The sequence below is a fragment of the Massilia sp. PAMC28688 genome, assembly GCF_019443445.1.
In the GTDB taxonomy this organism is placed as follows: Bacteria; Pseudomonadota; Gammaproteobacteria; order Burkholderiales; family Burkholderiaceae_D; genus Telluria_A.
Map to the genome: position 1 here is coordinate 1562250 of NZ_CP080378.1, position 24277 is coordinate 1586526.

Annotated in this window: 17 protein-coding genes and 1 pseudogene; 9 read left to right on the top strand and 9 right to left on the bottom strand. The window is 59.3% G+C overall.

Going from position 1 to position 24277, the window contains the following annotated elements; genetic code table 11:
- The first annotated feature begins 266 nt into the window (after positions 1-266).
- Positions 267-593: a hypothetical protein gene (locus KY495_RS07010; RefSeq protein WP_219882967.1), complete on the top strand. Its 327-nt coding sequence runs from the start codon at positions 267-269 to the stop codon at positions 591-593.
- A gap of 117 nt (positions 594-710) precedes the next feature.
- On the opposite strand, the gene KY495_RS07015 is transcribed toward KY495_RS07010, so the two are convergent.
- Both KY495_RS07015 and KY495_RS07020 read right to left on the bottom strand, forming a co-directional pair.
- Entirely contained in the window at positions 711-1265 is a 555-nt protein-coding gene (locus tag KY495_RS07015; protein WP_219882968.1) for a hypothetical protein, read from the bottom strand.
- A 137-nt stretch (positions 1266-1402) separates the two neighbouring features.
- A complete protein-coding gene (locus KY495_RS07020; RefSeq protein WP_219882969.1) occupies positions 1403-1786 on the bottom strand; it encodes a helix-turn-helix domain-containing protein in 384 nt (127 codons plus the stop codon).
- A 98-nt stretch (positions 1787-1884) separates the two neighbouring features.
- Between KY495_RS07020 and KY495_RS07025 the strand changes: the two genes are divergently transcribed.
- Positions 1885-2712, top strand: coding sequence for a class I SAM-dependent methyltransferase (locus KY495_RS07025; RefSeq protein ID WP_219882970.1), 828 nt, complete (start codon positions 1885-1887; stop codon positions 2710-2712).
- A 9-nt stretch (positions 2713-2721) separates the two neighbouring features.
- Here KY495_RS07025 and KY495_RS07030 read toward each other — a convergent pair whose 3' ends face one another.
- Positions 2722-3486: an SDR family oxidoreductase gene (locus KY495_RS07030; protein WP_219882971.1), complete on the bottom strand. Its 765-nt coding sequence runs from the start codon at positions 3484-3486 to the stop codon at positions 2722-2724.
- 179 nt (positions 3487-3665) lie between these two features.
- Between KY495_RS07030 and KY495_RS07035 the strand changes: the two genes are divergently transcribed.
- Positions 3666-4532: a metallophosphoesterase gene (locus tag KY495_RS07035; protein ID WP_229518519.1), complete on the top strand. Its 867-nt coding sequence runs from the start codon at positions 3666-3668 to the stop codon at positions 4530-4532.
- Between the two features lie 97 nt (positions 4533-4629).
- Here KY495_RS07035 and KY495_RS07040 read toward each other — a convergent pair whose 3' ends face one another.
- Positions 4630-4824 (bottom strand): BrnA antitoxin family protein, encoded by a 195-nt coding sequence (locus KY495_RS07040; RefSeq protein WP_229518520.1) that lies wholly within the window; start codon positions 4822-4824, stop codon positions 4630-4632.
- A gap of 356 nt (positions 4825-5180) precedes the next feature.
- Here KY495_RS07040 and KY495_RS24360 point away from each other — a divergent pair.
- From KY495_RS24360 to KY495_RS07065, 5 genes and pseudogenes are all read left to right on the top strand, one after another.
- Positions 5181-5354: pseudogene (locus KY495_RS24360) on the top strand (hypothetical protein); the annotation flags it as partial.
- A 9-nt stretch (positions 5355-5363) separates the two neighbouring features.
- Positions 5364-5744: a hypothetical protein gene (locus tag KY495_RS07050; protein ID WP_219882973.1), complete on the top strand. Its 381-nt coding sequence runs from the start codon at positions 5364-5366 to the stop codon at positions 5742-5744.
- 587 nt (positions 5745-6331) lie between these two features.
- Positions 6332-6994 carry an ABC transporter substrate-binding protein gene (locus KY495_RS07055; RefSeq protein ID WP_219882974.1) on the top strand — a complete coding sequence of 221 codons (663 nt, stop codon included), beginning with the start codon at positions 6332-6334 and terminating at the stop codon, positions 6992-6994.
- Positions 6995-8022: 1028 nt separating this feature from the next.
- Positions 8023-9015 carry an IS5 family transposase gene (locus tag KY495_RS07060; protein ID WP_219881154.1) on the top strand — a complete coding sequence of 331 codons (993 nt, stop codon included), beginning with the start codon at positions 8023-8025 and terminating at the stop codon, positions 9013-9015.
- 199 nt (positions 9016-9214) lie between these two features.
- Positions 9215-10012 carry a hypothetical protein gene (locus KY495_RS07065; RefSeq protein ID WP_219882975.1) on the top strand — a complete coding sequence of 266 codons (798 nt, stop codon included), beginning with the start codon at positions 9215-9217 and terminating at the stop codon, positions 10010-10012.
- An 80-nt stretch (positions 10013-10092) separates the two neighbouring features.
- Here the strand turns inward: KY495_RS07065 and istB are convergent, their stop codons facing one another.
- The gene (gene istB, locus KY495_RS07070) at positions 10093-10869 is read right to left on the bottom strand and encodes an IS21-like element helper ATPase IstB (protein ID WP_219884141.1); all 777 of its coding nucleotides are present in this window, start codon (positions 10867-10869) and stop codon (positions 10093-10095) included.
- A 2-nt stretch (positions 10870-10871) separates the two neighbouring features.
- Positions 10872-12485 (bottom strand): IS21 family transposase, encoded by a 1614-nt coding sequence (gene istA, locus KY495_RS07075; protein ID WP_219882976.1) that lies wholly within the window; start codon positions 12483-12485, stop codon positions 10872-10874.
- Positions 12486-12750: 265 nt separating this feature from the next.
- On the opposite strand from istA, the gene KY495_RS07080 reads away from it, so the two are divergent.
- Entirely contained in the window at positions 12751-13659 is a 909-nt protein-coding gene (locus tag KY495_RS07080) for a hypothetical protein (protein ID WP_219882977.1), read from the top strand.
- Positions 13660-13780: 121 nt separating this feature from the next.
- Here KY495_RS07080 and ltrA read toward each other — a convergent pair whose 3' ends face one another.
- The 3 genes from ltrA to rpoB form a co-directional block, all read right to left on the bottom strand.
- Positions 13781-15148, bottom strand: coding sequence for a group II intron reverse transcriptase/maturase (gene ltrA, locus KY495_RS07085; RefSeq protein WP_219879920.1), 1368 nt, complete (start codon positions 15146-15148; stop codon positions 13781-13783).
- A 460-nt stretch (positions 15149-15608) separates the two neighbouring features.
- On the bottom strand, positions 15609-19841 hold the full coding sequence (gene rpoC / locus KY495_RS07090) for a DNA-directed RNA polymerase subunit beta' (RefSeq protein ID WP_219882978.1): 4233 nt from the start codon (positions 19839-19841) through the stop codon (positions 15609-15611).
- Between the two features lie 123 nt (positions 19842-19964).
- A complete protein-coding gene (rpoB, locus tag KY495_RS07095; RefSeq protein WP_219882979.1) occupies positions 19965-24071 on the bottom strand; it encodes a DNA-directed RNA polymerase subunit beta in 4107 nt (1368 codons plus the stop codon).
- Positions 24072-24277 lie beyond the last annotated feature (206 nt).

Genomic DNA, 24277 nt, shown 5'->3' on the forward strand with positions numbered 1-24277 from the left:
ACCATAACACCTCCTGAAGTTGCCATACTCAAACAGAGCTCGATGAGACCACACTAGCTCGCCCTGCAAGACCTGCAGGAGTCCAGGTGTACCCGGCGCAATCCTGACGGCGCAATTACCTTGTTACTTGACCCCGCTTATGCTCCACGCATAGCGGCCTTGTACTAAGTTCAGACCCGCGCTTCAGACATCCAGATACTGGCGCTGTACCAGCAATTTTGCTGAGGGGTTTGTCGGCCGTGCTGCCGAAACTGAAGGAGAACATCATGCCAACCGTGACGCTGTATATCAGTCCTTACGAGAATCATCCCGGAGAGTACCTGGTCGTTGTCGACGGCGTGGGCTTTTACCAGTCCGCGAATAAGAACGTGGGAGCGCGGCTGCGCGGCGACGACCCATGGTTTGACGACCACATCCTCGGAATGGGTGGCACCGGTCTCGAGCGTGTGAGCCAGCAAGGCACATTTACCTTGTCGGCAATTGCAACGAGTAGCCAGCTCAATGAGGACTGGGGCACCGATGAAATTTATGCGCTCGTTGAGGTGGAAGGCTTGGGCACCTTCCGAACGAATACCATCAAGGCCAGGTTCTAGGAGACGCGTGGCAACGTCAGGTCTTCGCCCGACGCCCTCAAACTCCGTGCGCAGACATTGAACGCGCCCGCGTGGCGCGTTCCGGCCCCGATGCCAGCTGACAGCCTGACCTTGCGCTCAATATGTGCTGCCAGATTCCATCGAAAAAGCGACGACGCCCACAAACAGGATCAACGCTACCGTAGCGAGGACCGCAAACAGCAAGGGCTTGCCCCAACCGCGTTTGATGTAATCTCCCGATTCCTTGACCAGTTGAACTTGCTGGCGGCCACTGCTCATGTACCAGGCGGCCAACAAGGCAATGCCGACGATATTGCCCATGCGGTCGCCCAGACTGCCCGGGGCTGCCATGGCGGAAAACGCAGTCACCACCAGCAGCACCACCCCTGCCATGATTGCCCAGTTCTTCGATTCCCTGGCCTTCTCCGGCCTGCCTAGCGCCTCCCAGTTTTTCATGTGGAGAATGGCGCCGAATACAGGCGTGAACAACAGGCTCCAGCAAGCAGCAGCGTTGGGATTCCAGAGCGGAACACCGGCAAAGGCATCAGTCTTGCTGGAGAGATCGGACTGGGGAGCACTGTATGGATTCGGATTGGAAGTTTCGGCAAAGGGAAGATCGTCACTATGACCGGAAAGGGGCAGGAAGAAAAGTACTTGGCGGCTGTTGCGCACGGCTGTTTACATAAACACACATCGCATCTTGTCTCGCCACTTGCCGGCAGCACGACTCGGCCATTAGGCTGAGGCACGTTTGCTCGCCCCGACCAATGTTTCGCGCGCGGCGCGCCCTCCTGGCTTGGTTCGCGCAGCTACAACAAGTTCCCTGCCCGGTGAACTGGCCATTGTCGTGGCAACAGCCCCTGTTGGCGTCCAGGCGCTTGATCGCCGGAAGCATCCCAGCACGCCGCCCATCGTTCCAGCTCAAAAATAACCGAGCCGAGTGCATCGCCCGCCTCCGTCAGCGCGTATTCCCACACCTTGCCGCTGACACTGCGACGGACGATGCCCGCAGACTCCAGGTGCCTCAGCCGCTGGGCCAGCAGGCTGGTGGACATGGCCGGCACCCCCCGGTGCAGCGCGTTGAAGCGCTTGCCGCCGCACAGCAGCTCTCGCACCAGCAACAAAGTCCAGCGCTCGCACAGCAGCTGCGCGGCGCGCGCCAGGGGGCAAGGCTCAATGCAGCTGAGATCCACGACTGTCTCCCTCGGTGCGAAACGCTTCTGATTCTGGACTGGACGCGCCGAAGCGTCAAGCGCACGCTGGACATCTTAATCCTGCAGATGGAGTTACCATGAGCCAGTTATCACCAGAAATGGATGCACTGAAAGCCCGACTGAAAGCCACATGGATGTCGGGCGACTATGCCCACTTTGCCCAGTATCTGCTGCCTGGCGCGCTGGAGTTTCTCGACCGCCTCAAACTCTTGCCGGGAACCCGCATGCTCGACGTGGGCTGCGGCGCCGGCCAGATCGCCATCCCGGCAGCACAGGCCGGTGTGGATGTCACGGGTGTGGACATTGCCAGCAATCTCATCGAGCATGCACGGCGGCGCGCCGCCACCGACAATGTGCGTGCGCGATTTGAAGAGGGCGACGCCGAAATGCTACCGTTTCCGGACGCGTCGTTCGATGTAGTGGTCAGCCTGATCGGCGCCATGTTTGCACCGCGTCCGGAACTGGTGGCGCGCGAGCTGATCCGCGTATGCCGCCCTGGTGGACGCATTCACATGGCGAACTGGACGCCCGAGGGCCACGTCGGGCAGATGTTCAAGATTATCGGCAAGCATGTGCCGGCGCCACCGTTGATGGTTTCGCCGATCAAGTGGGGCGACGAGGCCACCGTGCGTGACCGACTCAGCAGCGGCACCTTACACGTGGAGACCGTTAAGCGGACCTATCCGATGCACTACCCTTTCCCTCCCGAGGAAGTGACGGATTTCTTCTTTGAATTCTACGGCCCGACGGTGCGCGCCAAGGCCGCACTGGACGAAGCTGCCTTTGCCGCGCTGCGGGATGAGCTGGCGGGACTGTGGCGCGAGAACAATCGCGCCACCGATGGCGGCACGCACGTCAATGCGGAGTATCTGGAGGTGAGTGCGACGCGGGCCGAGACTGTGTAGCGCGTTGCATCACGTGCGATTCACAGAGATGCCTCCGTCGGCCAGCAGGCACGTGCCCGTCGTGAAGCTCGATGCGTCGGACGCCAGGTATAGCGCTGATCGTGCAATTTCCTCAGGTTGTGCCAGACGTTTGAGGGCGTGCAGCCCTTCAACGAATGCCAGGGTTTCCGGGGTATTGCTGAAGGCGCGGCCAAGCGGCGTGTCGGTTCCGCCAGGTAGCAAAGCGTTGGCGCGAATGGCGTTTGCCCCGTACTCCACAGCGATGACTTGCATGAGGCCGATCAATCCGGCCTTGGCGGCCGCGTAGGCGCCCATCCCTGGAAAGGCCGCGGTATTGCCGACGAAAGTCGACGTGAAAATGATGGAACCGCCGCCCCTTTTCACCATGGCAGGAATTTGATATTTGGCGCCATAGAATGCACTGGTCAAATTGGTGTCAATGGCGTCGGCCCAGTCCCTTGCATCCATGTCGGCGACCGATGTGCTCTTTCCAGTAGATCCGGCGTTGTTGAATGCGACATCGAGTCCGCCGAAGCGGCTCATGGCCAGGTCCACCAGCGCGCTGGCCAGCGACTCTTCCCGGATGTCACCCGCCAGGGCAATTGCCTCGCCCCCGGTTCGCTCAATCTCGGCCACCAGATAGTCCAATTCCCTGTCACGGCGCGCGGTGACAACCACCTTGGCGCCTTCCCTGGCAAACAGCTTTGCCGTTTCAAAGCCAATTCCTGAACTTGCACCTGTGACGATCGCCACTTTTCCTGATAGCTGCTTCATTGTCTGCTCCCTGGGCTGATGGAACTGTCAGCATAGGGGGCGTGGGAGCAGGCCTCTATCCGCTTCTTGTTATCACATTAAATAGTCTAAGGAGATAAGCAGCTGGCGCCGGCCGCTGGCAGATGCGCAAGCTTTGCAGCCGCCCCGGCGACAAACGAAGATGGTAAAGTGCGGCCTTCATGTCAAATTCCTCCATGCCACTTCGACCAAAGCCGCGCCGGCACCTTGCCCACAGGATCATCGACCGCGTCGTCAGCACCATGCTCATGAAGGGCAAAGTGGCCGCGTGGAGCTATCGCCTGGGCTGGCACGGCGAGCTCGGCGTTGTTGAATACGGTGTGACCCTGAGCGAGGAAAAAACCTTGCCAGCGCCGCTTCGCATCGGGTTCGTTTCGGACCTGCACGCGGGACCATCAACCCATGGTGGGCTGTTTGCGCAACTGCGCGATCAGTTGCAAGCGCTGCGTCCGGATGTGCTGCTGCTTGGCGGTGATTATGTGGCCTTTAATGCCCGACATGTCGAGTTGTTGCGCGATCTGTTGACCGGATACGCGCCAGTGCTCGGAACTTATGCCGTGATCGGCAATCACGACATTCGGGGCGGCCGGGAATCAATAGAGAGCGCTCTGCGGGGCATGGGTGTGGAAGTCCTGGTCAACCGCAACATCGCCTTGCCCGCGCCTTTCGACATGATCAGCATTTGCGGCATTGACGACCCATGGACAGGTGACGCGGACGCGGGCCCGACGTTTGCTCAATCCGGCCCGGTCAAACTGTTTCTGACGCATTCCCCCGACGGATTGCTGCACCTTGGCGAAGCAAGCTTTGACCTTGCCTTCGCTGGTCATACGCACGGCGGGCAGGTCGCTCGTCGCGATGGCGCGCCGGTCGTGCAGCCAACCGGACCGTTATCGCGGCAATATTGCTATGGCGAGTTTGCCGTGCCAGGCAACGGCACGATGTTCGTCAGCCGCGGGTTTGGATGCACCTTGATTCCATTGCGTATCAATGCCGATCCGGAACTGGTGATCTGCACGCTGGTGTAGTTGCTGAAGCGGGTAGGTCCCTTTATTCGCTGAAGCTGCGGGGAGATGCAGGCTGCGACAATGTCGGGGCCTGACCGTTGGATGCACTGCGTGCGGGCTATTCGGAATGCTCGCGGACGTAGGCTTTCAACACCTCATCCATCCTGGTCTGCCAGCCCTCCCCTGTGCTCTTGAAGAAGGCAATGACCTCGGGGCTGTATCGAACCGAGGTCAATATTTTGGTGGACTCTGAGCGCGGCCGGCCCTTCGCGGCTGCAAGAGGTACCAGATTAGCGAGCTGTTGAGGCGTCATGGGTTGCGCCTCTGGATCGGCCTTTGGCGCCTGCGAGAATGACCTGATCCTCCTCGATGGTCGGCATCCCTATGCTGGCTGGATTAAAGACTTTCGACATAGCTTTCACCTCACTCCTACGTGATCGCCGAAAACTGACGCCCCTGCGGTCCCGATGATCCCGGCCTCTACTTGTCGCTGCGCAACAAACATGCGATCGCAGCATGCAAAATAGTGCAACACATTTATGGAGACGCCATGTCCAACGCACAATCCATCGACGACCGATATTTTTTCATCCTGCCGCAAGGCTACGAAGGAGGCGGTTACTATCGTATGGTACCCCGTCTGAGGGGAAAGGTTAGTTCGCGCATCCGCGCATGATTTCACTAATTCAACAGGTCGCTTTCCGATGGTGCGCTGTGGATTCCCGCAAGTTCGGCGTAGGTAATATATCCCTTGCCAACGGCCGAGAATTCGAGCCCCACAGTACTCATCGCAGTGGGTTGGAAGTCGATATCCGCTTGATACGCTTAGTAGCCATCAACTGAAAGCTCGAAATGTCCAAAGTATTCAGGAAAATTGCCGCCATATTCGCGGCCCTCGCTGCTGCAACGCTAGCTTCGGTCGGACAAGCGGATGCAGGTTATCGCGCAGTTGCCGGCGTTTTCCAGATTTATGGCGGTGAGCTAGGTGATCCGGTGGCGGCTAGCAAAAAAGACGCGAAGATTGCCTTCTCGATCAAGGGGCAAGCTGCAATTGAAATGTTCAATGCCATGGGGCCGGACGCAAAAGATTCATGTACCCAGGGCAGTGGGACTCGCGTGCGGAAAAAGGACAACGAAAATCTCGTCTGTCTGCGTTTTGCAGAGGGCCTATACAGCTGCCGCTTTGGCTTCGACCTGAAGTCCGGCCGAAGCATCGGCGGAAGCCTGTGCTGAGCGCAGCGGCCTCGTTTCGTCCCGCCCATCCACCATTTATCCGGAATCGAGCTTGCATTAGGCGAGCTGACGACGGATGTTGCCCGGCCGATTTTCGCGCCGACTCGCCATTAATGCTCAGTCCGTCTCCGTTTGGCGGCACTGCCCCCCTACCCGCCGCCGCCCCCCTGTCCGCCGCGATGGGGCGCCTAGTGCAGCCGACGGGGACCGTTGTCGCGGCAATATTGCTATGGCGAGTTTGCCGTGCCCGGCAATGGCACCTTGATCATCAGCCGAGGATTTGGCTGTACATTGATTCCCCTGCGCATCAATGCTAATCCGGAAATGGTTATCTGTACCATGCTGGAACTGGAATGTGACTTAGCGAAAAATGAATTTGACACGGCAAATAGTGCGCGGTAATCTCGAAGCCGATATGTCCTGAACAAAACGGGGCAAATGGAGAGCATGCCCCCGGGCTTTTCGAGGAGTACATTGCAGTGCGCTGGTCTGGCTTTCGATGGAGTTCCGGGTGGCTTTCTGGAGTACATGCTACCTGTACGGGGGCGCTCCTGCTCTGCTGCAGCATGGCGACAGCAGCGTCGCCCATGTTGGTCGGCGTGCGGGGCGGATTCCCTTTAGCCTCCGTTGAGGCCTCGGGTGACAAATCGGGCTTGTATGTCGAAGTGCTCGAAGCGATCGCAGCCCACGCAGACACAAGTTTCGATGTGCAGTTGCTACCGTTTCCACGCCTGCGGCAGTATTTGAAAGAAGGCCGGCTTACAGCGGTCCTGGCGGTGCCAAACAACGCCATGCTCGCCGACTCGGTCGCCGTTGGCGACGTCATGGAATTTGATGTCGTTGCCGTTGGCCGCCGTGGTACGCGCGTGCGCACGCTTGAAGAACTAAGAGGGAAAAAGATTTGTCTCACGAGGGGCAGCTCCCTGGTGCCGGAACTGTATGCGGACAAGCGCTTCTTGCTGAAGGAAGTGTCGAATCATGACTCCTGTCCCAAAATGCTCGACGCCGGACGGGTCGATTTTATTATCAGCCTGCCGATCGGGCTGGCGCACCTGCTCCCGAGGATGGGCAAAACGCCAGCCGATTTTGGCGAGCCTTACCTGATCAAACGCGTGCCAGTGCAATTGCTGGTTTCGCGCTGGCATGCTAACCAGACAACTGTTCAGACGCTGCGAATGGCACTTGAGCGGGCCAAGGGCGCGGGGTCAATTGCATCGATTCAAAGCAGGTACGAAAAAGCGGCACAGTGACCGGAGATGGTCCGTCAGTGCTAACCGACCGGTTACTTCTCAGATTGTAGGGACGCCGGATCTTCCCCCCGTCAACTTCGCATTGCCTCGCCCGTGTCGGGATGTCTTGTCTGTCTGCGTTGCAGACGGCGAATACAGCTGCCGATTCGGTTTTGACCTGAAGTCTGGCCGAAGCATCGGCGGGAGCCTGTGCTGAACGCGGCCGCCTCGTTGCGTCTCGCTCACCCACCATCGCTCCGGATCGAGCTTGCATTACGCGTGCTGATGACGGGTTTATTGTCCCCCGCCAATTTTCACGCAGATTCACTTTTAATGCTCAGTCCGTGTCCGCTTGGCGGCACTGACCCCGTCGATTTCCCCACTTTTAATGCTCAGTCCGTGTCCGCTTGGCGGCACTGACCCCGTCGATTTCCCCGTGTCCGCTTGGCGGCACTGACCCCGTCGATTTCCCCTGACCCCGTCGATTTCCCTTGGCGGCACTGACCCCGTCGATTTCCCCCGTTGCACCTGTTGAACTCGTGTCGCAATGTCGGCACCGACCCCGTTGGTGCTCGTGTCGCAATGTCGGCACCGACCCCGTTGGTGCTCCCTTGAGTTCGTGTTGAGATGTCAGCACCGCCCCCGTGCGCTTGCGCCCGCAGAGCGCGAGGCTATAGACCGCGTAGTCCGCCAATACTACTCCCATTGTTGTATCGTGTTAACGCAAGCGGCGGTAATCGTGGAACGAGCGCTCTGCTGACTGAGTAGCTGCTGTGCTCATGTCGAGATGTCGACACCGGCGCCTTGCACCAAGGCGAGCGGGTGTAATCACGTGTGTGGAAAGGATACGGCTTTGCCAAGCTCGCGATTCTATATCACCAAGAATGACAATTATTCTGATTAGCGTTTGCAAAGCATTCAATTTCCGGCATCATCAATAGATGAGCAAGAAGACAACAGCTAAGGGAAGCACTGATTTAATCGACGAGTTGACTCCGCGCGCCGTTCTGAACTGGCACAATAACGCATCCCACTTTCAGCCTGAAATCATGAAACAAACGACCTTTTCGGATGTCGAATTTGCCGGCAAAAAGAAGTCGACGCGGCGTGAGCGCTTTCTGGCGGAGATCGACGCGGCGACGCCGTGGCCGGCTCTGGTGGCGGGATTGCTGCCGTACTACCCAAAGGGAGACGGGCGTGGACGTCCGCCAATTGGCCTGGAACGCATGCTGCGCATGTACATTGCGCAGCAATGTCTGGGGCTGTCCGACGAGGGCATCGAGGACGCGATTTACGACATCAGCTCGGTACGTAACTTTGTTGGCGTCGACCTCACTCACGAATCGGCGCCAGACGCGACAACGCTACTCAAGTTTCGCAGACTGCTCGAAGACAACGCACTGACCGCCCGTGTGTTCGATGAAATCAAGGCGCACCTCGCCAGCAAGGGTTTGTCGATGCGTGAAGGGACCATCGTCGATGCCACGCTGATCGCGGCACCGCCTTCGACGAAGAACAAGGATGGCGAGCGTGATCCGGAAATGCACCAGTCGAAAAAGGGCAACGACTGGCACTTCGGCATGAAGGCACACGTTGGCGTGGACATGGCTACTGGCTTGGTTCACACGGTCGTCGGCACAGCCGGCAACGTGTCCGACGTGACGCAGGCGCATGCGCTGCTGCATGGCGGCGAAAAGGTTGTCCTGGGCGACGCCGGCTATCAGGGCGTAGCGAAGCGCCCTGAGAATGCTGACAAAGCAATCAGCTGGCACACAGCAATGCGGCCGGGCCTGCGCAAGGCGCTCAAGAAAAACAAGCTGGGTCGCGCGAAAGAAACGCTGGAGCACACGAAGGCCAGTGTGCGCGCCAAGGTTGAGCATTGCTTCCATGTCGTGAAGTGCCTGTTCAAACATCGCAAGACTCGCTACCGTGGACTTGCCAAGAACAATGCGCAGCTGCTCACGTTGTTCGCACTGGCGAATCTGGTGCTGGCCCGCAGGTACCTGGGCAGCGCGCATACCCAAGTTGCGTCCACTGCATGAAAAATAGGGGGCAATCGCTGCTGAAATCTCGATTTGCAGCCCTTGCCGGTCCCGAAGATGGGTCAAGACAGAAGAATCTCGCCGAACAGGCGCCAACACGAAAATCGACCTCAAAACCTGATTAGTTCAGCACTTCCCTAAGCTTCGGACCGCAAACCAGAAGGTAGACCAGACCGATATTTTGCGGCATCTACTTGATGTGGATACTCCTGAATCCAAAAACCTTCAGCTCATCGATGAAATCAGAGTGAACCGGTTTTACGCCGACGAGGCTGTCGCAAACGCCTTGGCGGCCCACAGCTATTCGCCCTTCAACCGCCTTGCCAGAGAGGCGCAGGCAATCCAAACCATCGAAAACAAACTCTTGAAGGAAATAGGAACGATATCAGCGCGCTTTTCCTCGCGTTCAGATGAGCTGGTGCATGTGCTTTATGCGCTGGAAGCCGCGCAAAGACAGCGTTTCGATCTGCCAGTATGGAAGCCACTATCGATAAGAATCGAGGACCGCAATCCTGACGGCAAGCTGTACGAAAGTGAATTCGACGCAATATCTGCACTGGACTACTTTCTGGTATACATAGGCGTCGTCATGAAGTCGATGATTGGACAGGGGCTGCCGGAAAATGCCCCTGAAGCTAGCGCGGAGAAGGTAGGCGTAGCAGCTGGCCATATGGCGCTTGCATCAGATTGGCAGATCTTTCACGAGATGCGGACATTCTGGACGCACGGATGCACCAGGGTAAGCGAAAACGGCCAGGAGTTCGACAGCTCGGACAGCGAACTGGTGGCCGCTTTCCGCATTTCGCTATCGCGCCTAAGGGCGTTTCGAGTTATTCGAGCCACCGATCGGTTAAACGAAAAGCTAATAACTGATGGGACTCGTGTGCTCCCGATAGAAGGTATTCGTTCAAAGCGCGAACTGATCTCGGCATATTTGACCACACTTCAGTTTTATTCTACCGACCTCACGCAGAGGGTCCCCCGTTGGCCAGGTTAAATTCCCCCACCTTTGGCCAGGTCAAACTCCCCCAGGCAGGACAGTCCGGATTGTAGTCCATGTTCCTGCCGGCAGCTTTGTCAGTCCTGCTTAACGTCGGCAGACGTCAAGCGCGTCAGCCGTGACGCTGCCTCCTTCAGCCGGTAGCTTTTCCCCTCGAACTCAAGGATGTGCGCCCGATGCATGAGCCGGTCAAGGATGGTGGTGGCCATGGTGTTGTCGCCGAGGTACTTGCCCCAGTCCTGCACGACCCGGTTGGAGGTGACCACGATGCTGCGCTTGAGCTTGTAGCGCTGGTGCACCAGCGTCTGTAGCAGCTCGCCGGCCTTGTCGCTGATGCGGCGCGCGAGGAACAGATCGTCCAGCACCAGCAGGTCGGCGTCTACCAGGGTGCGTAACTGCTGCCGCTGCTCGTCCTCGCTCCCGAGCGCATAGGCCGCGAACGCGCCATCGGCCTCCAGGTAGCGCACGTTGTGCCCTTGCAGCGTTCCCTGGTAGGCCACGGCCTTGGCGATGTGGCTCTTGCCCGTGCCCGGTCGGCCGATGATTAGCGCGTTCTGCCCCTCGGCGACGAACTTGAGGGTGTGCAGATCGAAGCACGCAGCCCTTGGCACCTTGGGGTTGAAGCGCCAGTCGAAGTCAGCCAGCGACATGCGCTCATCGAGCCCGCTCTGCTTGTAACGCCGCTCCATCAGGTGCGAGCGGCGCCGGTCAAGTTCGTCCTGCAAGATCAGCGCGAAGGTGTCGAGGAAGGGCTCCTGGGTAGCCTGTGCCTGCAGGATGCGGGTGTCAAGCGTGGCGCGGATGCCGGACAGGCGCAGCTCGCGCAGGGCGCGTTCGATTTCGTTCATGCTCATGCTCATGGTGTCTCCTTGGTCGTATCAATGGCGGCGCTGGCGGTGGCCGCGCGCGCAAACAGGTCGGCGTAGTCCTCACCTTCGCCGATCAGTGGATGGTGCTGTTCCAGATCCAGCTCGGCCTGCAGTGGCGCGTCAATCTCGGCCAGCGCCTTCGCCAGCAGGCGTTCGGTGAGGTTCTTGATCGACTTGTAGTTGCGTACGTTCTCCTGCAGGGCCTGAGCGCACGCCTGATCGATCAGGCGGCGCGGGAAGCGCTTGGCCAAGCCCACCACGCCGCGCAGCTTGCGCTGGCCCACCCTGCCTTCATGCTCGAACCATTGCTGGCACAGCGCCAACGTGGCGTCGCCGATGTCGCCGGCCTGCGCCAGGATGCGGCGCGTCTCGCGCGAGGGGTTGAAGGGCCGCTCGTCGTCGGGCAGCAGCACGCTGCCAGGGCGCTGAGCGCGCGGGTGCGTGCGCAGCAGGCCCAGCGTGAGGCGGTCGCGGATCTCGACGTGGCGCTCGAACAGGCGCACCAGCACCCGGCTGCCGATCTTCGCCGGGCGTGCCGCGTAGCTGCCATGGTCGATGCGGATGCAGGTGTCGTCGGCGACGGTGCGCTCGCACTCGGTGTAGTAGCCGAAGCCCTGCAGCGGCAGCGCACCGAGGTGGGCGCGCTCCTCCTGGAACATGGCCTCGACCTGTCGCCTGGCACTGCCATGGATGCGCGGCGCGGCCCACTTGGTTTCCCACTGTTCCAGGAACGTGTTCTGCTCGTCGATGGTCTCGAAGCGCCGGCCCTTGAGCGCGGTGCTCTGGGTATGCTGGATCGCGTTCTCGACCGTCCCCTTGCGGTTGGGATCGCGCACCCTGGCAGGGTCGGCGACGACGCCGTAGTAGGCCAGCACGTCCCTGTAGACGGGGTTCAGTTCCGGTTCGTACAGATCGGGCTTGATGACGCCTTCCTTGAGGTTGTCGAGTACGACGTAAGCGGTGGTCCCACCGAAGTACCGAAAGGCCTGCTCGTGCAGCTGAGCCCAGGTCTCCTTCGACGAGTTCCAGACCACGCGGCGGAAGCTGCGCCGCGAGTAGCGCAAGGTCATGACGAACAGGCGCGGCCGGCGGTAACGGTCACTGCCGGGGATGCGCGTCAGCGCGCCCTCACCGTAGTCGACCTGGGCCTCCTCGCCGGGCCCGAACTCAAGCCGGTCGAACTGCTCCGGCTCGCGCTGCACCAGCCGGCCGGCGAAGCGCTTGACGCTGTTGTAGCGGCCCGTAAAACCGAACTGGTCGACCAAGTCCTGGTAGATCGACGTGTAGTTGCGGCGCAGGCGTAGCTGGGCCTCGATGAAGACGCGGTGTGGTTCGCACAGCGATTGCGGTCCGCTGTCGATTGCCGGTGGCCGGGGTGGGGGAATTTCAACGCCAGAGCCGGTGGCCGGGGTGGAGGAATTCGGTGCGGCTGCGCCGGTGGCCAGGGTGGGGGAATTTGGCTCTGGTCCCGTGCGGTCCAATGCCAGGCGGCGGATTGTTTTACGGTCTACCCCGGTGAGCCGCGCTATCTCGCGCTGACTAGTGCCGGTGGCCAACAGCGTGGCCACTGTGGTTCGTTTGTTTGGTTTCAAGACGTTCACCCTCCATGCCCCCTTCGATGGTCGAAGGGGTAAGGTTACGTCCTGCCAACGGGAATGCCCTCCGGCGACCAGGTGCCGGCTTTAAGGCGGCGCTAAACGGTCAGGAGGTGGGGGATTTTGACCCGGCCAGGGGTGGGGGATTTTGCCCGGCCAACGGGGGGTCCACGGTGCGTCCCTGGCTGAATGGCTTAGAGCCTACTCGATTGTCCTGGAATTGGCCGCGGAAACGATCGCCTCGCGGAAAGAGATAAGCGCGCCAGAAGACATGCTTCTCCGCGGCGCAGCCGCTTATTTTGTAGATGAATTCGTGCGCCGCGGGGGACTCGATCCCAAAACTGCTCGAAGTATCCTGAGCCACCTCACTTTCAAAAAGACCTCAAAGGACTTGCTGGACGCGCCCTTTGTTTCAATTGGCGGCGAGCTCATCCTGATGCCTTCTGTAGCGTTCCTTATCGAACCTGCGTTCTCGATCGAATCGCTACTTAAGTCTATTCAAAAACATGATATTAATCATGAGCTAGCGTTCATCGGCGATGGATTCGAGAAAATCATTAAGAAGGATCTGTCAGGTGCCAAGCTTATTGCCCGCAAGGTTAAGCACCGATCCTATGAGTGCGATGTCGCTTTCGTGCTGGACTCAGTGCTTTTTCTTTGCGAGTGCAAAGGGCGATTGGTGCCCAGTGAATTCTGGAGCTACGCAAAATTGGAACATTACTTGACCCATGATGCGGTGGAGCAGCACACTCGCACCTGTGACTACTTCGCTGAACATTTACAATATGTACGAGGGAGCCTCAAGCTGCCACCGGACTGGCATCCTAAAGAAATTCGACGGATTATAGTAACGTCTGCCAAACTCGGACGTGCCATCACCAAAAATGGCATCATCATTGTGGATGAAAACACCTTCCACGCGTTTTTCTCCCGCATGCACCTGACGACGCGCGATCAAGACGGCGCCATTGTCGATAAGTCGATCGACTCGCGCCTTGTAGGCGAGCTAACAGCTGAAAATTTTATCGACTTCATTTCGGTTCCACGGTCCATCGTGCTCCACGAAGGTTTTCTTGCGCATCGCGAAGTCACTTTGCACTCGTTAGCGGACCGCGTGGTTATTCGCGATGTGGAATGCTATGGCGAAGTTAAACTCAGTACAACTGCCTCGGAAACGTGAGTCCCGGTGCATCCGTCTCACTTTCAATTACTGATCGGCATAGGGGGCAGCCCTGAAGGGCTGCTCCCCTGCCACACCACCCGGCATGCGGGTCCGCACCGGGCGGTTCGAATAGTTGAGGTCAGGACAGGCGGGGTACGCCAAGCCGGTCGAAGTAGGCAATCGTAAGGACCGTCTTCAACAACCGGTCCGCATTGCGCCACCAGCAACGGCTATTTGCCGCCACCGTCCGCGCCACTTGGGACGCGGCTCCAAGCTGGATCAGCTCCCGATACATGGTCTTGCCGCGTTTCCAGTGCTTGAGCTGGATCGCTCGCAGCCTGTGACGCAGCCATTCATCGAGTTCTCGCCAGATCTTGGGCGTCTCCGCCAACTTGAAGTATCCCTTCCAGCCAAGCATGTAGGTACGCAGCTTCTCGACGATCTGGCCCATACTGCGGCCCGCTGAGCGTCCAGTCAATTCACGGATGCGCTGCTTGAACGTTGCCAGCGGCTTTTCAGCGACCTTCAGTTTGACCACTTTCCCACGTGCCACCCACAGGCTGTAACCGAGGAACTTGCGACCGAAAGCACTGCCGACCGCGCTCTTGCTTTCGTTGACCACGAGGTGCAACTTGTCATAGAGGCGGCGCAGCAGCGCCATCACCCGCTCGCCAGCACGTTTACTGCAAACATAGACGTTCGCATCATCGGCGTAGCGTGCGAAGCAGTGACCGCGTCGTTCCAGTTCTTTATCCACTTCATCGAGCAGAACGTTGGCAAGCAGTGGAGACAGGGGGCCGCCTTGTGGCGTGCCCTCATGCCGCGCCTGCACCACGCCATGGTCCATGATGCCGCTGTTCAGATAGGCACGAACCAGACGGATCACTCCGGTGTCGTCGATGCGTTTCCTTAGGCGGTCGATCAGGATGTCATGGTTGACCCGGTCAAAGAACTTCGACAGGTCCACATCCACCACGGTCCTGCGTCCCGATTGGACATATGCTTTGGCGGCAAGTACCGCATCCTGCGCACGCCGGCCCGGACGGAAGCCGTAGCTGTGCTCGCTAAATGTGGGATCAAGAATCGGTTGTAGCACTTGGAGCAGTGCCTGCTGGATCAGCCGATCCGTCACCGTCGGGATGCCAAGCTCACGCTCGCCACCGTCGGGTTTGGGGATCGTCACCCTGCGTACCGGGCTAGGCCGGTACGTCCCTGCCAGCAATTGTTCACGTATCTCCGGCCAAGCCACGGCCAGATAGCGAGAGGTTTCGTCGATATCCCGACCATCCACCCCGGCCGCGCCCTTGTTGGCGCGCACACGTTTGAACGCCTGCAGCAGGTTTTCTCTTCTCAACGCTGCGCGCAGCAGCATTGATCCTGCGTCTCCTGACACATGTCGCGGGCAACAAGCTTCGTCGCTGGAAGTTGCGGCCAGAGCTTCACCCTGACGTACGGCCTCCCGCCCCGCCTTCGCGGACATCTGACGCATTGCCTGTCGCATCGACATGTCGGATAACACTCCTACTCGTTCGGTCCTTCGTTAGCGGGGTCGAGCCTTCCCGGCGCTACCACCAACTACTATGACCTCTGCTGAGACCCTGCTACGGCAATGCCGCCGTCCTTTCAGACGTGAGGCAGGGCGTCCCCAGGTAAGGGCCGCACTCCTTCACCACACAGCCGCCGCATCTACGCCGCCTCGCCTTGACCACAAGAGCTTCGCGGTTTGTGGCCCGCTCGCCCTGCTCGGCAGCGCCTTCTATGCGATTCTTGTCCATCGGCTCATGATTTACGATTCACGCTTCCTCCCCACGGTCGATTACTCTTCCGCAGTTGCGCTTCACTTCGCTCGCTGTGGTCAGCTCGCGGCGGGACTTTCACCCACAGGAGTGCGCCCATGCTGGGCGCACCACAAAAAAACGGCACCGGGATCTCTCCTCGGTGCCGTTTTCATTTGCGCTGAAAGCTGATTACGCTTCGTCGCTATGCGGTGCAGTGTTGTCTTCCATCGCCTGCAGTTCTGCCGACATGGAAGCCTTCTCCGCGTCCAGCAGCGCCTTGCGCTCTTCGACTTCCCACAGTTCCTTTTCCTTCTTGGCGCGGTGGAATGCCAGACCCGTACCACCTGGAATCAGGCGGCCGACAATGACGTTTTCCTTCAGGCCGCGCAGCGAGTCGCGCTTGCCCATGATCGCAGCTTCGGTCAGAACACGCGTGGTCTCCTGGAACGATGCAGCCGAGATGAACGAATCGGTCGACAGCGATGCCTTGGTAATACCCAGCAGTACGTTTTCGTACGTGGCCGGGATCTTGCCGGCGGCGATCACGCGGTCGTTTTCGTCCAGCAGCTCCGAACGCTCGACCTGTTCGCCGACGATGTAGTTCGCATCGCCTGCTTCCACGATCTGCACACGGCGCAGCATCTGGCGCACGATCACTTCGATGTGCTTGTCGTTAATCTTCACGCCCTGCAGACGGTACACGTCCTGCACTTCGTCAACGATGTAACGCGCCAGCGCTTCGATACCCAAGAGGCGCAGGATGTCTTGCGGATCGGCCGGGCCGTCCACGATCATCTCGCCCTTGTTCACTACCTGGCCGTCGTGTACCAGCACTTGCTTGTCCTTGGTAATCAGGAACTCGTGCTTGTTGCCGTCCATGTCCGTGATTTCCAGACGCTGCTTGCCCTTGGTTTCCTTACCGAATGCAACCGTACCGGTCACTTCGGCCAGCATACCGGCATCCTTCGGCGAACGCGCTTCGAACAGTTCGGCTACGCGTGGCAGACCACCGGTAATGTCTCGCGTCTTCTGCGATTCAGTCGGGATACGTGCCAGCACTTCACCTTTGCTCACCACCTGGCCATCCTTGACCATGATCAGCGCGCCAACCTGGAAGCCGATCGTCACGGCGTGCTCGGTGCCGCTGATCTTGACTTCTTCGCCAGCTTCGTTGAGCAGCTTGACCTGCGGACGCAGCGTCTTGGTCAGCGAACCGCGGCGCTTGGCGTCAATTGCCACCAGCGTCGACAGACCGGTCACTTCGTCGACCTGACGGGCAACGGTGACGCCTTCTTCCACGTTCTCGAAGCGGATCGTACCGGCATATTCGGTAATGATCGGACGGGTCAGCGGATCCCAGGTTGCCAGCGGTGCGCCTGCCTTGATCTGCATGCCATCCATGACGATCAGGGTCGCGCCGTACGGCACCTTGTGACGCTCGCGCTCACGGCCATGGTCGTCCGTGATCAGCACTTCGCCGGAACGGGAAATGACGATCTGGGCGCCCTTGCCGTTGGTGACGTAACGCATGGTGGCGCTGAAACGCACGGTACCATTCGATTTCGCTTCCACCGACGAGGCCACTGCCGCACGCGATGCCGCACCACCAATGTGGAAGGTACGCATGGTCAGCTGGGTACCAGGCTCACCAATCGACTGGGCAGCGACCACACCGACTGCTTCACCGGCGTTGACCAACAGGCCGCGGCCCAGGTCGCGGCCGTAGCACTTGGCGCACAGGCCAAAGCGCGTGTCGCAGGTCAGCGGGGTACGTACTTTGACTTCGTCGATCGACAGGCGTTCGATTTCTTCAACCATGTCTTCGTCCAGCAGCGTGCCGGCTTCGTACAGGGTTTCCTGGTTTTCAGGATTGACCACGTCGTGCACGTTCACACGGCCAAGGATACGGTCGCGCAGCGGCTCGATCACTTCACCGCCTTCGACCATCGCCTTCATCAGCGCGCCGTTGGTGGTGCCGCAGTCGTCTTCAATCACCACCAGATCCTGGGTCACGTCGACCAGGCGACGGGTCAGGTAACCGGAGTTCGCCGTTTTCAGCGCGGTGTCGGCCAGACCTTTACGAGCGCCGTGGGTCGAGATGAAGTACTGCAATACGTTCAGGCCTTCGCGGAAGTTCGCGGTAATCGGCGTTTCGATAATCGAACCGTCCGGCTTGGCCATCAGTCCTCGCATACCAGCCAACTGGCGAATCTGGGCTGCCGAACCGCGGGCGCCCGAGTCGGCCATCATGTAAATCGCGTTGAACGATTCCTGCGTCGACTTGGTGCCGTCGCGCTTGATGACGTCTTCTACTTTGAGCTGGTCCATCATGGCCTTGCCGACTTCGTCTGAGGTCTTGCCCCAGATGTCGACGACCTTGTTGTAACGCTCGCCGGCAGTGACTAGACCGGACGAATACTGCTGTTCGATCTGCTTGACTTCCTGCTCGGCCGCCGCAATCAGGGTGACCTTTTGCGGTGGTACCAGCATGTCGTCCACGGCAATCGAGATACCGGCGCGCGTTGCGAGACGGAAGCCCGACTGCATCAGCTTGTCGGCAAACACGACCGTGGCACGCAGGCCGCACTTGCGGAACGACGTGTTGATCAGCTTGGAGATCTCTTTCTTCTTCAGAGCGCGGTTCAGCACGCTGAACGGCAGGCCTTTCGGCAGGATCTCGGACAGGATTGCACGGCCAACCGTGGTTTCGTAGCGCGTGACGGTGCGCTCGAACTCGCCGGTTTCGGTGTTCTTTGGATGCTCGACGATACGGACCGTGATGCGGGTGGTCAGTTCGACTTCCTTGTTGTCGTAGGCACGGATGACTTCCGACACGTCAGGGAACAGCATGCCTTCGTTCTTGGCATTGATCGCTTCGCGCGTGGCGTAGTACAGACCGAGCACGATATCCTGGGACGGCACGATCGAAGGTTCGCCGTTGGACGGGAACAGGATGTTGTTCGACGCCAGCATCAGCGTGCGCGCTTCCATCTGTGCTTCGATCGACAGCGGGACGTGGACAGCCATCTGGTCACCGTCGAAGTCGGCGTTGAACGCGGCGCAGACGAGCGGGTGCAGCTGGATGGCCTTGCCTTCAATCAGGACCGGCTCGAACGCCTGGATACCGAGGCGGTGCAGCGTAGGCGCACGGTTGAGCATGACCGGATGTTCGCGGATCACGTCTTCCAGGATGTCCCACACGACCGGTTCCTGGATCTCGACCAGCTTCTTGGCGGCCTTGATCGTGGTTGCCAGGCCCATCAGTTCGAGCTTGTTGAAAATGAATGGCTTGAACAGTTCCAGCGCCATCAGTTTCGGCAGGCCGCACTGGTGCAGCTTGAGCTGTGGACCGACCACGATGACCGAACGGCCCGAGTAGTCGACGCGCTTGCCCAGCAGGTTCTGACGGAAACGGCCGCCCTTACCCTTGATCATTTCAGCCAGCGACTTGAGCGGACGCTTGTTGGCGCCGGTCATCGCTTTGCCGCGACGGCCGTTGTCCAGCAGCGAGTCCACTGCTTCCTGCAGCATGCGCTTTTCGTTACGCGTAATGATTTCCGGCGCGCGCAGTTCCATCAGGCGCTTCAGGCGGTTATTACGGTTGATGACGCGGCGATACAGGTCGTTCAGGTCGGAGGTCGCAAAGCGGCCGCCGTCCAGCGGCACCAGCGGACGCAGTTCCGGCGGCAGCACGGGCAGCACTTCCATGATCATCCAGTCCGGCTTGATGCCCGAACGCTGGAATGCCTCGAGCACCTTGAGGCGCTTGGCGTATTTCTTGATCTTCGCTTCGGACTTCGATTCCTTCAGCTCCACGCGCAGGGCTTCGGCATCGCGGTGGATGTCGATCGAGCGCAGCAGTTCACGGATGCCTTCGGCGCCCATGAATGCGGTGAAGTCGTCGCCGTACTCTTCGTACTTGGCGGCGTAATCGTCTTCCGACATGATCTGGCACTTCTTGAGCGGGGTCATGCCAGGATCGGTCACGACATATGCTTCAAAGTACAGCACGCGCTCGATGTCGCGCAGCGTCATGTCCAGGACCATTCCCAGGCGCGACGGCAGCGACTTCAGGAACCAGATGTGCGCGGTAGGCGAAGCCAGTTCGATGTGGCCCATGCGCTCGCGGCGCACCTTGGCCAGCGTGACTTCCACGCCGCACTTTTCGCAGATGACACCGCGGTGCTTGAGGCGCTTGTACTTGCCGCACAGGCATTCGTAGTCCTTGATCGGGCCAAAGATCTTGGCGCAGAACAGGCCATCGCGCTCCGGCTTGAAGGTACGGTAGTTGATGGTTTCCGGCTTCTTGACTTCGCCGTAGGACCACGAACGGATTTTTTCAGGCGACGCCAGACCGATCTTGATCGCGTCAAACGTCTCGTTTTGCTGAACTTGCTTGAATAGATCGAGCAGAGCTTTCATGTATCACTCCAGGTGATTAAATTGCTTAAAACCGGGGTGACCACTTGCGTGGTCATCACCCTAGTGCTGGTCTGATCAGTTGAGGACCGACCAGGAAACCTGGTCCGTCCCGCAACTTGTTAGTTAGTTTCGTTCCAGGTCGATATCGATACCCAGGGAACGAATCTCTTTCACCAGCACGTTGAACGACTCAGGCATACCGGCGTCGATCACGTGGTCACCCTTGACCAGGTTCTCGTACACCTTGGTACGGCCGTTCACGTCGTCCGACTTGACAGTCAACATCTCTTGCAGCACATACGATGCGCCGTACGCTTCCAGTGCCCACACCTCCATCTCACCGAAGCGCTGGCCGCCGAACTGGGCTTTACCGCCCAGTGGCTGCTGCGTTACCAGCGAGTAAGGACCGGTCGAACGCGCGTGCATCTTGTCGTCTACCAGGTGGTGCAGTTTCAGTACGTGCATGTAGCCAACAGTTACCTTGCGCTCGAAGGCTTCGCCGGTGCGGCCGTCGTACATCGTGACCTGGTTCTTGGACTCGGTCATGCCCAGCTTGGTCGCGATCGGCTCCGGGTAGGCCAGGTCAAGCATACGCTTGATCTCGGATTCATGCGCGCCGTCAAAGACTGGCGTGGCAAACGGCACACCCTTCTTGAGGTTCTCGGCCAGCGTCATGATTTCGTCATCGCTGAAGCTGTCCAGGTCTTCCGACTTGCCGGTCTCGTTGTAGATCTGGCCGAGGAACTTGCGCAGATCGGCAACTTTGGCTTGCGCCACCAGCATTTCGCCGATGCGCAGGCCCAGGCCCTTGGCAGCCCAGCCCAAGTGGGTCTCGAGAATCTGACCCACGTTCATTCGCGAAGGAACGCCCAGTGGGTTCAGCACGATGTCCGCTGGCGTACCGTCGGCCATGTATGGCATGTCTTCGACTGGCACGATACGGGAAACCACACCCTTGTTACCGTGACGGCCTGCCATCTTGTCACCCGACTGCAGGCGGCGCTTGACGGCCAGGTAGACCTTGACCATCTTCTGCACGCCTGGCTGCAGTTCGTCGCCCTGGGTCAACTTCTTGCGCTTTTCTTCAAAGGCCAGGTCGAACTGGTGACGCTTCTCGGCGATCGATTCCTTGATCGCTTCGAGGGCGGTGGCAGCATCATCGTCGGCCGGGCGGATGTCGAACCAGTGGTACTTGTCGAGATCGTCCAGGTATTCCTTGGTGATCGCCACGCCCTTGGCCAGCTTCTTCGGTCCGCCATTGACAACTTTGCCAATCAGCATTTTTTCCAGACGCTGGAAGGCATCGCCTTCCACAATCCGCATCTGGTCGTTCAGGTCCAGGCGGAAACGCTTGAGTTCATCATCGATGATCTGCTGGGCGCGCTTGTCGCGAACGATGCCTTCGCGGGTGAAGACCTGGACGTCGATCACGGTGCCGACCATGCCCGAAGGCACGCGCAGCGAGGTGTCTTTCACGTCCGATGCCTTCTCGCCGAAAATGGCGCGCAGCAGCTTTTCTTCCGGCGTCAGCTGGGTCTCGCCTTTTGGCGTGACTTTACCGACCAGGGTGTCGCCGGCTTGCACTTCAGCACCGATGTAGACGATACCGGACTCATCCAGACGAGCCAGCTGGTTTTCCGCCAGGTTCGAGATGTCGCGGGTAATTTCTTCGGCACCCAGCTTGGTGTCACGGGCCACGACGGACAGCTCTTCGATGTGAATCGAGGTGTAGCGGTCATCCTTGACCACGTTTTCCGAGATCAGGATCGAATCTTCGAAGTTCAGACCGTTCCATGGCATGAACGCCACCAGCATGTTCTGACCCAGGGCCAGTTCGCCCAGATCGGTCGATGCGCCGTCGGCAATCACGTCACGCTTGGAGACGCGGTCGCCAACCTTGACGATCGGACGCTGGTTGATGTTGGTGTTCTGGTTGGAACGGGTGTACTTGATCAGGTTGTAGATATCCACGCCGACTTCGCCCGCCTGCGCTTCGTCGTCGTTGACGCGAATCACCACACGGCCTGCATCGATGTAGTCCACCACGCCGCCACGCAGGGCTTGCACGGTGGTACCGGAGTCGACAGCAACAGTACGCTCGATACCGGTACCGACAAATGCTTTTTCAGGGCGCAGGCAAGGGACGGCTTGGCGCTGCATGTTGGCACCCATCAATGCGCGGTTCGCGTCATCGTGCTCGAGGAACGGAATCAGGGATGCCGCCACCGAGACGATCTGGCCCGGGGCCACGTCCATGTACTGGATGCGCTCTGGCGAGACCAGGATCGTTTCGCCGGCTTCACGGGCCGAGACCAGCTCGTCGGAGAGCTTGTTCTCGGTATCGATGGTCGCGTTCGCCTGGGCGATGATGTAGCGGCCTTCTTCGATGGCCGACAGGTAATCGATCTTGTCGGTGACGACACTGTTTTCCACCTTGCGGTAAGGCGTCTCGAGGAAGCCGTACTCGTTCAGGCGGGCAAACAGCGCCAGCGAGTTGATCAGACCAATGTTTGGTCCCTCTGGCGTTTCAATCGGGCACACGCGGCCGTAGTGGGTCGGGTGCACGTCGCGCACCTCGAAGCCGGCACGTTCGCGGGTCAGACCGCCAGGGCCGAGGGCGGACACGCGGCGCTTGTGCGTGATTTCCGACAGCGGGTTGGTCTGGTCCATGAACTGCGACAGCTGGGACGAACCGAAGAACTCGCGGATGGCGGCCGAGATCGGCTTGGAGTTGATCAGGTCGTGCGGCATCAGGTTGTCCGCTTCGGCCTGGCCGAGGCGTTCCTTGACGGCGCGCTCCACGCGCACGAGGCCGGCGCGGAACTGGTTTTCAGCCAGTTCGCCCACGCAGCGTACGCGGCGGTTACCGAGGTGATCGATATCGTCGACTTCGCCGCGGCCATTGCGCAGTTCCACCAGAATCTTGATCACGGCCAGAACGTCTTCGTTCGACAGCGTCATCATGCCAGTCAGTTCATCGCGGCCGATGCGGCGGTTGAACTTCATGCGGCCCACGGCCGACAGGTCATAGCGCTCAGGGCTGTAGAACAGGCCGTTGAACAGCGCTTCGACCGAGTCTTCCGTTGGCGGCTCGCCTGGACGCATCATGCGGTAGATGGCCACCTTGGCAGCCATCTGGTCGGCGGTGTCGTCAATGCGCAGGGTCTGCGAAATATAGCCGCCCTGGTCCAGGTCGTTGGTGTACAGGGTCTGGATTTCCGTCACGTCGGCGTCGCGCAGCTTGCCGAGCACGTCTTCGGTCAGCTCGTCGTTGGCCGAAGCGATGATTTCGCCCGTTTCTGCGTCAACAATGTTCTTGGCCAGCACGCGGCCGAGCAGGTAGTCTTCAGGCACGGAAATGTGCTTGATGCCGGCCGCATCGATATCGCGCACGTGCTTGGCGTTGATTCGCTTGTCCTTCAGGACCAGCGTCTTGCCCGACTTGTCGACGATGTCGAAACGTGCCACTTCGCCACGCAGGCGCTCGGCGACGAATTCCATTTCCGCGCCTTCGGAGCGCAGGTTGAAATTGTCAAATACAAAGAAGTTGGCCAGGATTTGCTCGTGCGACATGCCAATGGCTTTGAGCAGGATCGTGACCGGCATCTTGCGGCGACGGTCGACGCGGAAGAACAGGATGTCTTTCGGGTCGAACTCGAAGTCAAGCCAGGAGCCGCGATAAGGAATGATCCTTGCCGAGAACAACAGCTTGCCCGAGGAGTGGGTCTTGCCGCGGTCATGCTCGAAGAACACGCCAGGGGAACGGTGGAGCTGCGACACGATGACGCGCTCGGTACCATTGATCACGAACGAACCGGTGGTCGTCATGAGCGGCAATTCGCCCATGTAGACTTCCTGCTCCTTCATTTCCTTGACAACAGGCTTGGTAGGCGATTCCTTGTCCAGGATCACCAGACGCACCTTGGCACGGAGAGGCGACGCGAACGTCAGTCCACGCTGTTGGCATTCCTTGACATCGAAAGCCGGGTCACCCAGGACATACGACAGGAACTCGAGGCGCGCAAAGCCATTGTGCGACACGATAGGGAAAATCGAGGTGAAAGCCGACTGCAGGCCATCATTCTTGCGGTTCGATACGCTGGTATCGGCCTGCAGGAAGTTCTCGTAAGATTCAAGCTGGGTAGCCAGAAGGAAGGGAACGTTGTGAACGTTGGCGCGCTTCGCGAATGATTTGCGAATGCGTTTCTTCTCAGTAAATGAGTAGTGCATGGACACTCCGTGAGTGACAGAAAGGATGAGAATTCAGGAATTGCCAGTGCGAGCCACCACACGCAAGGCCTCAAGTCTCGAACTTCCACGTCAAGGTGATAAGAAGAACTGCAAATACTGCCGCCTGCAACTTAAGGACGGCTTTAATTCGGTACTTATACGACAGGGACGACAAAAGAGCCAAAGCCGCATCCCCGCCCTTTCGG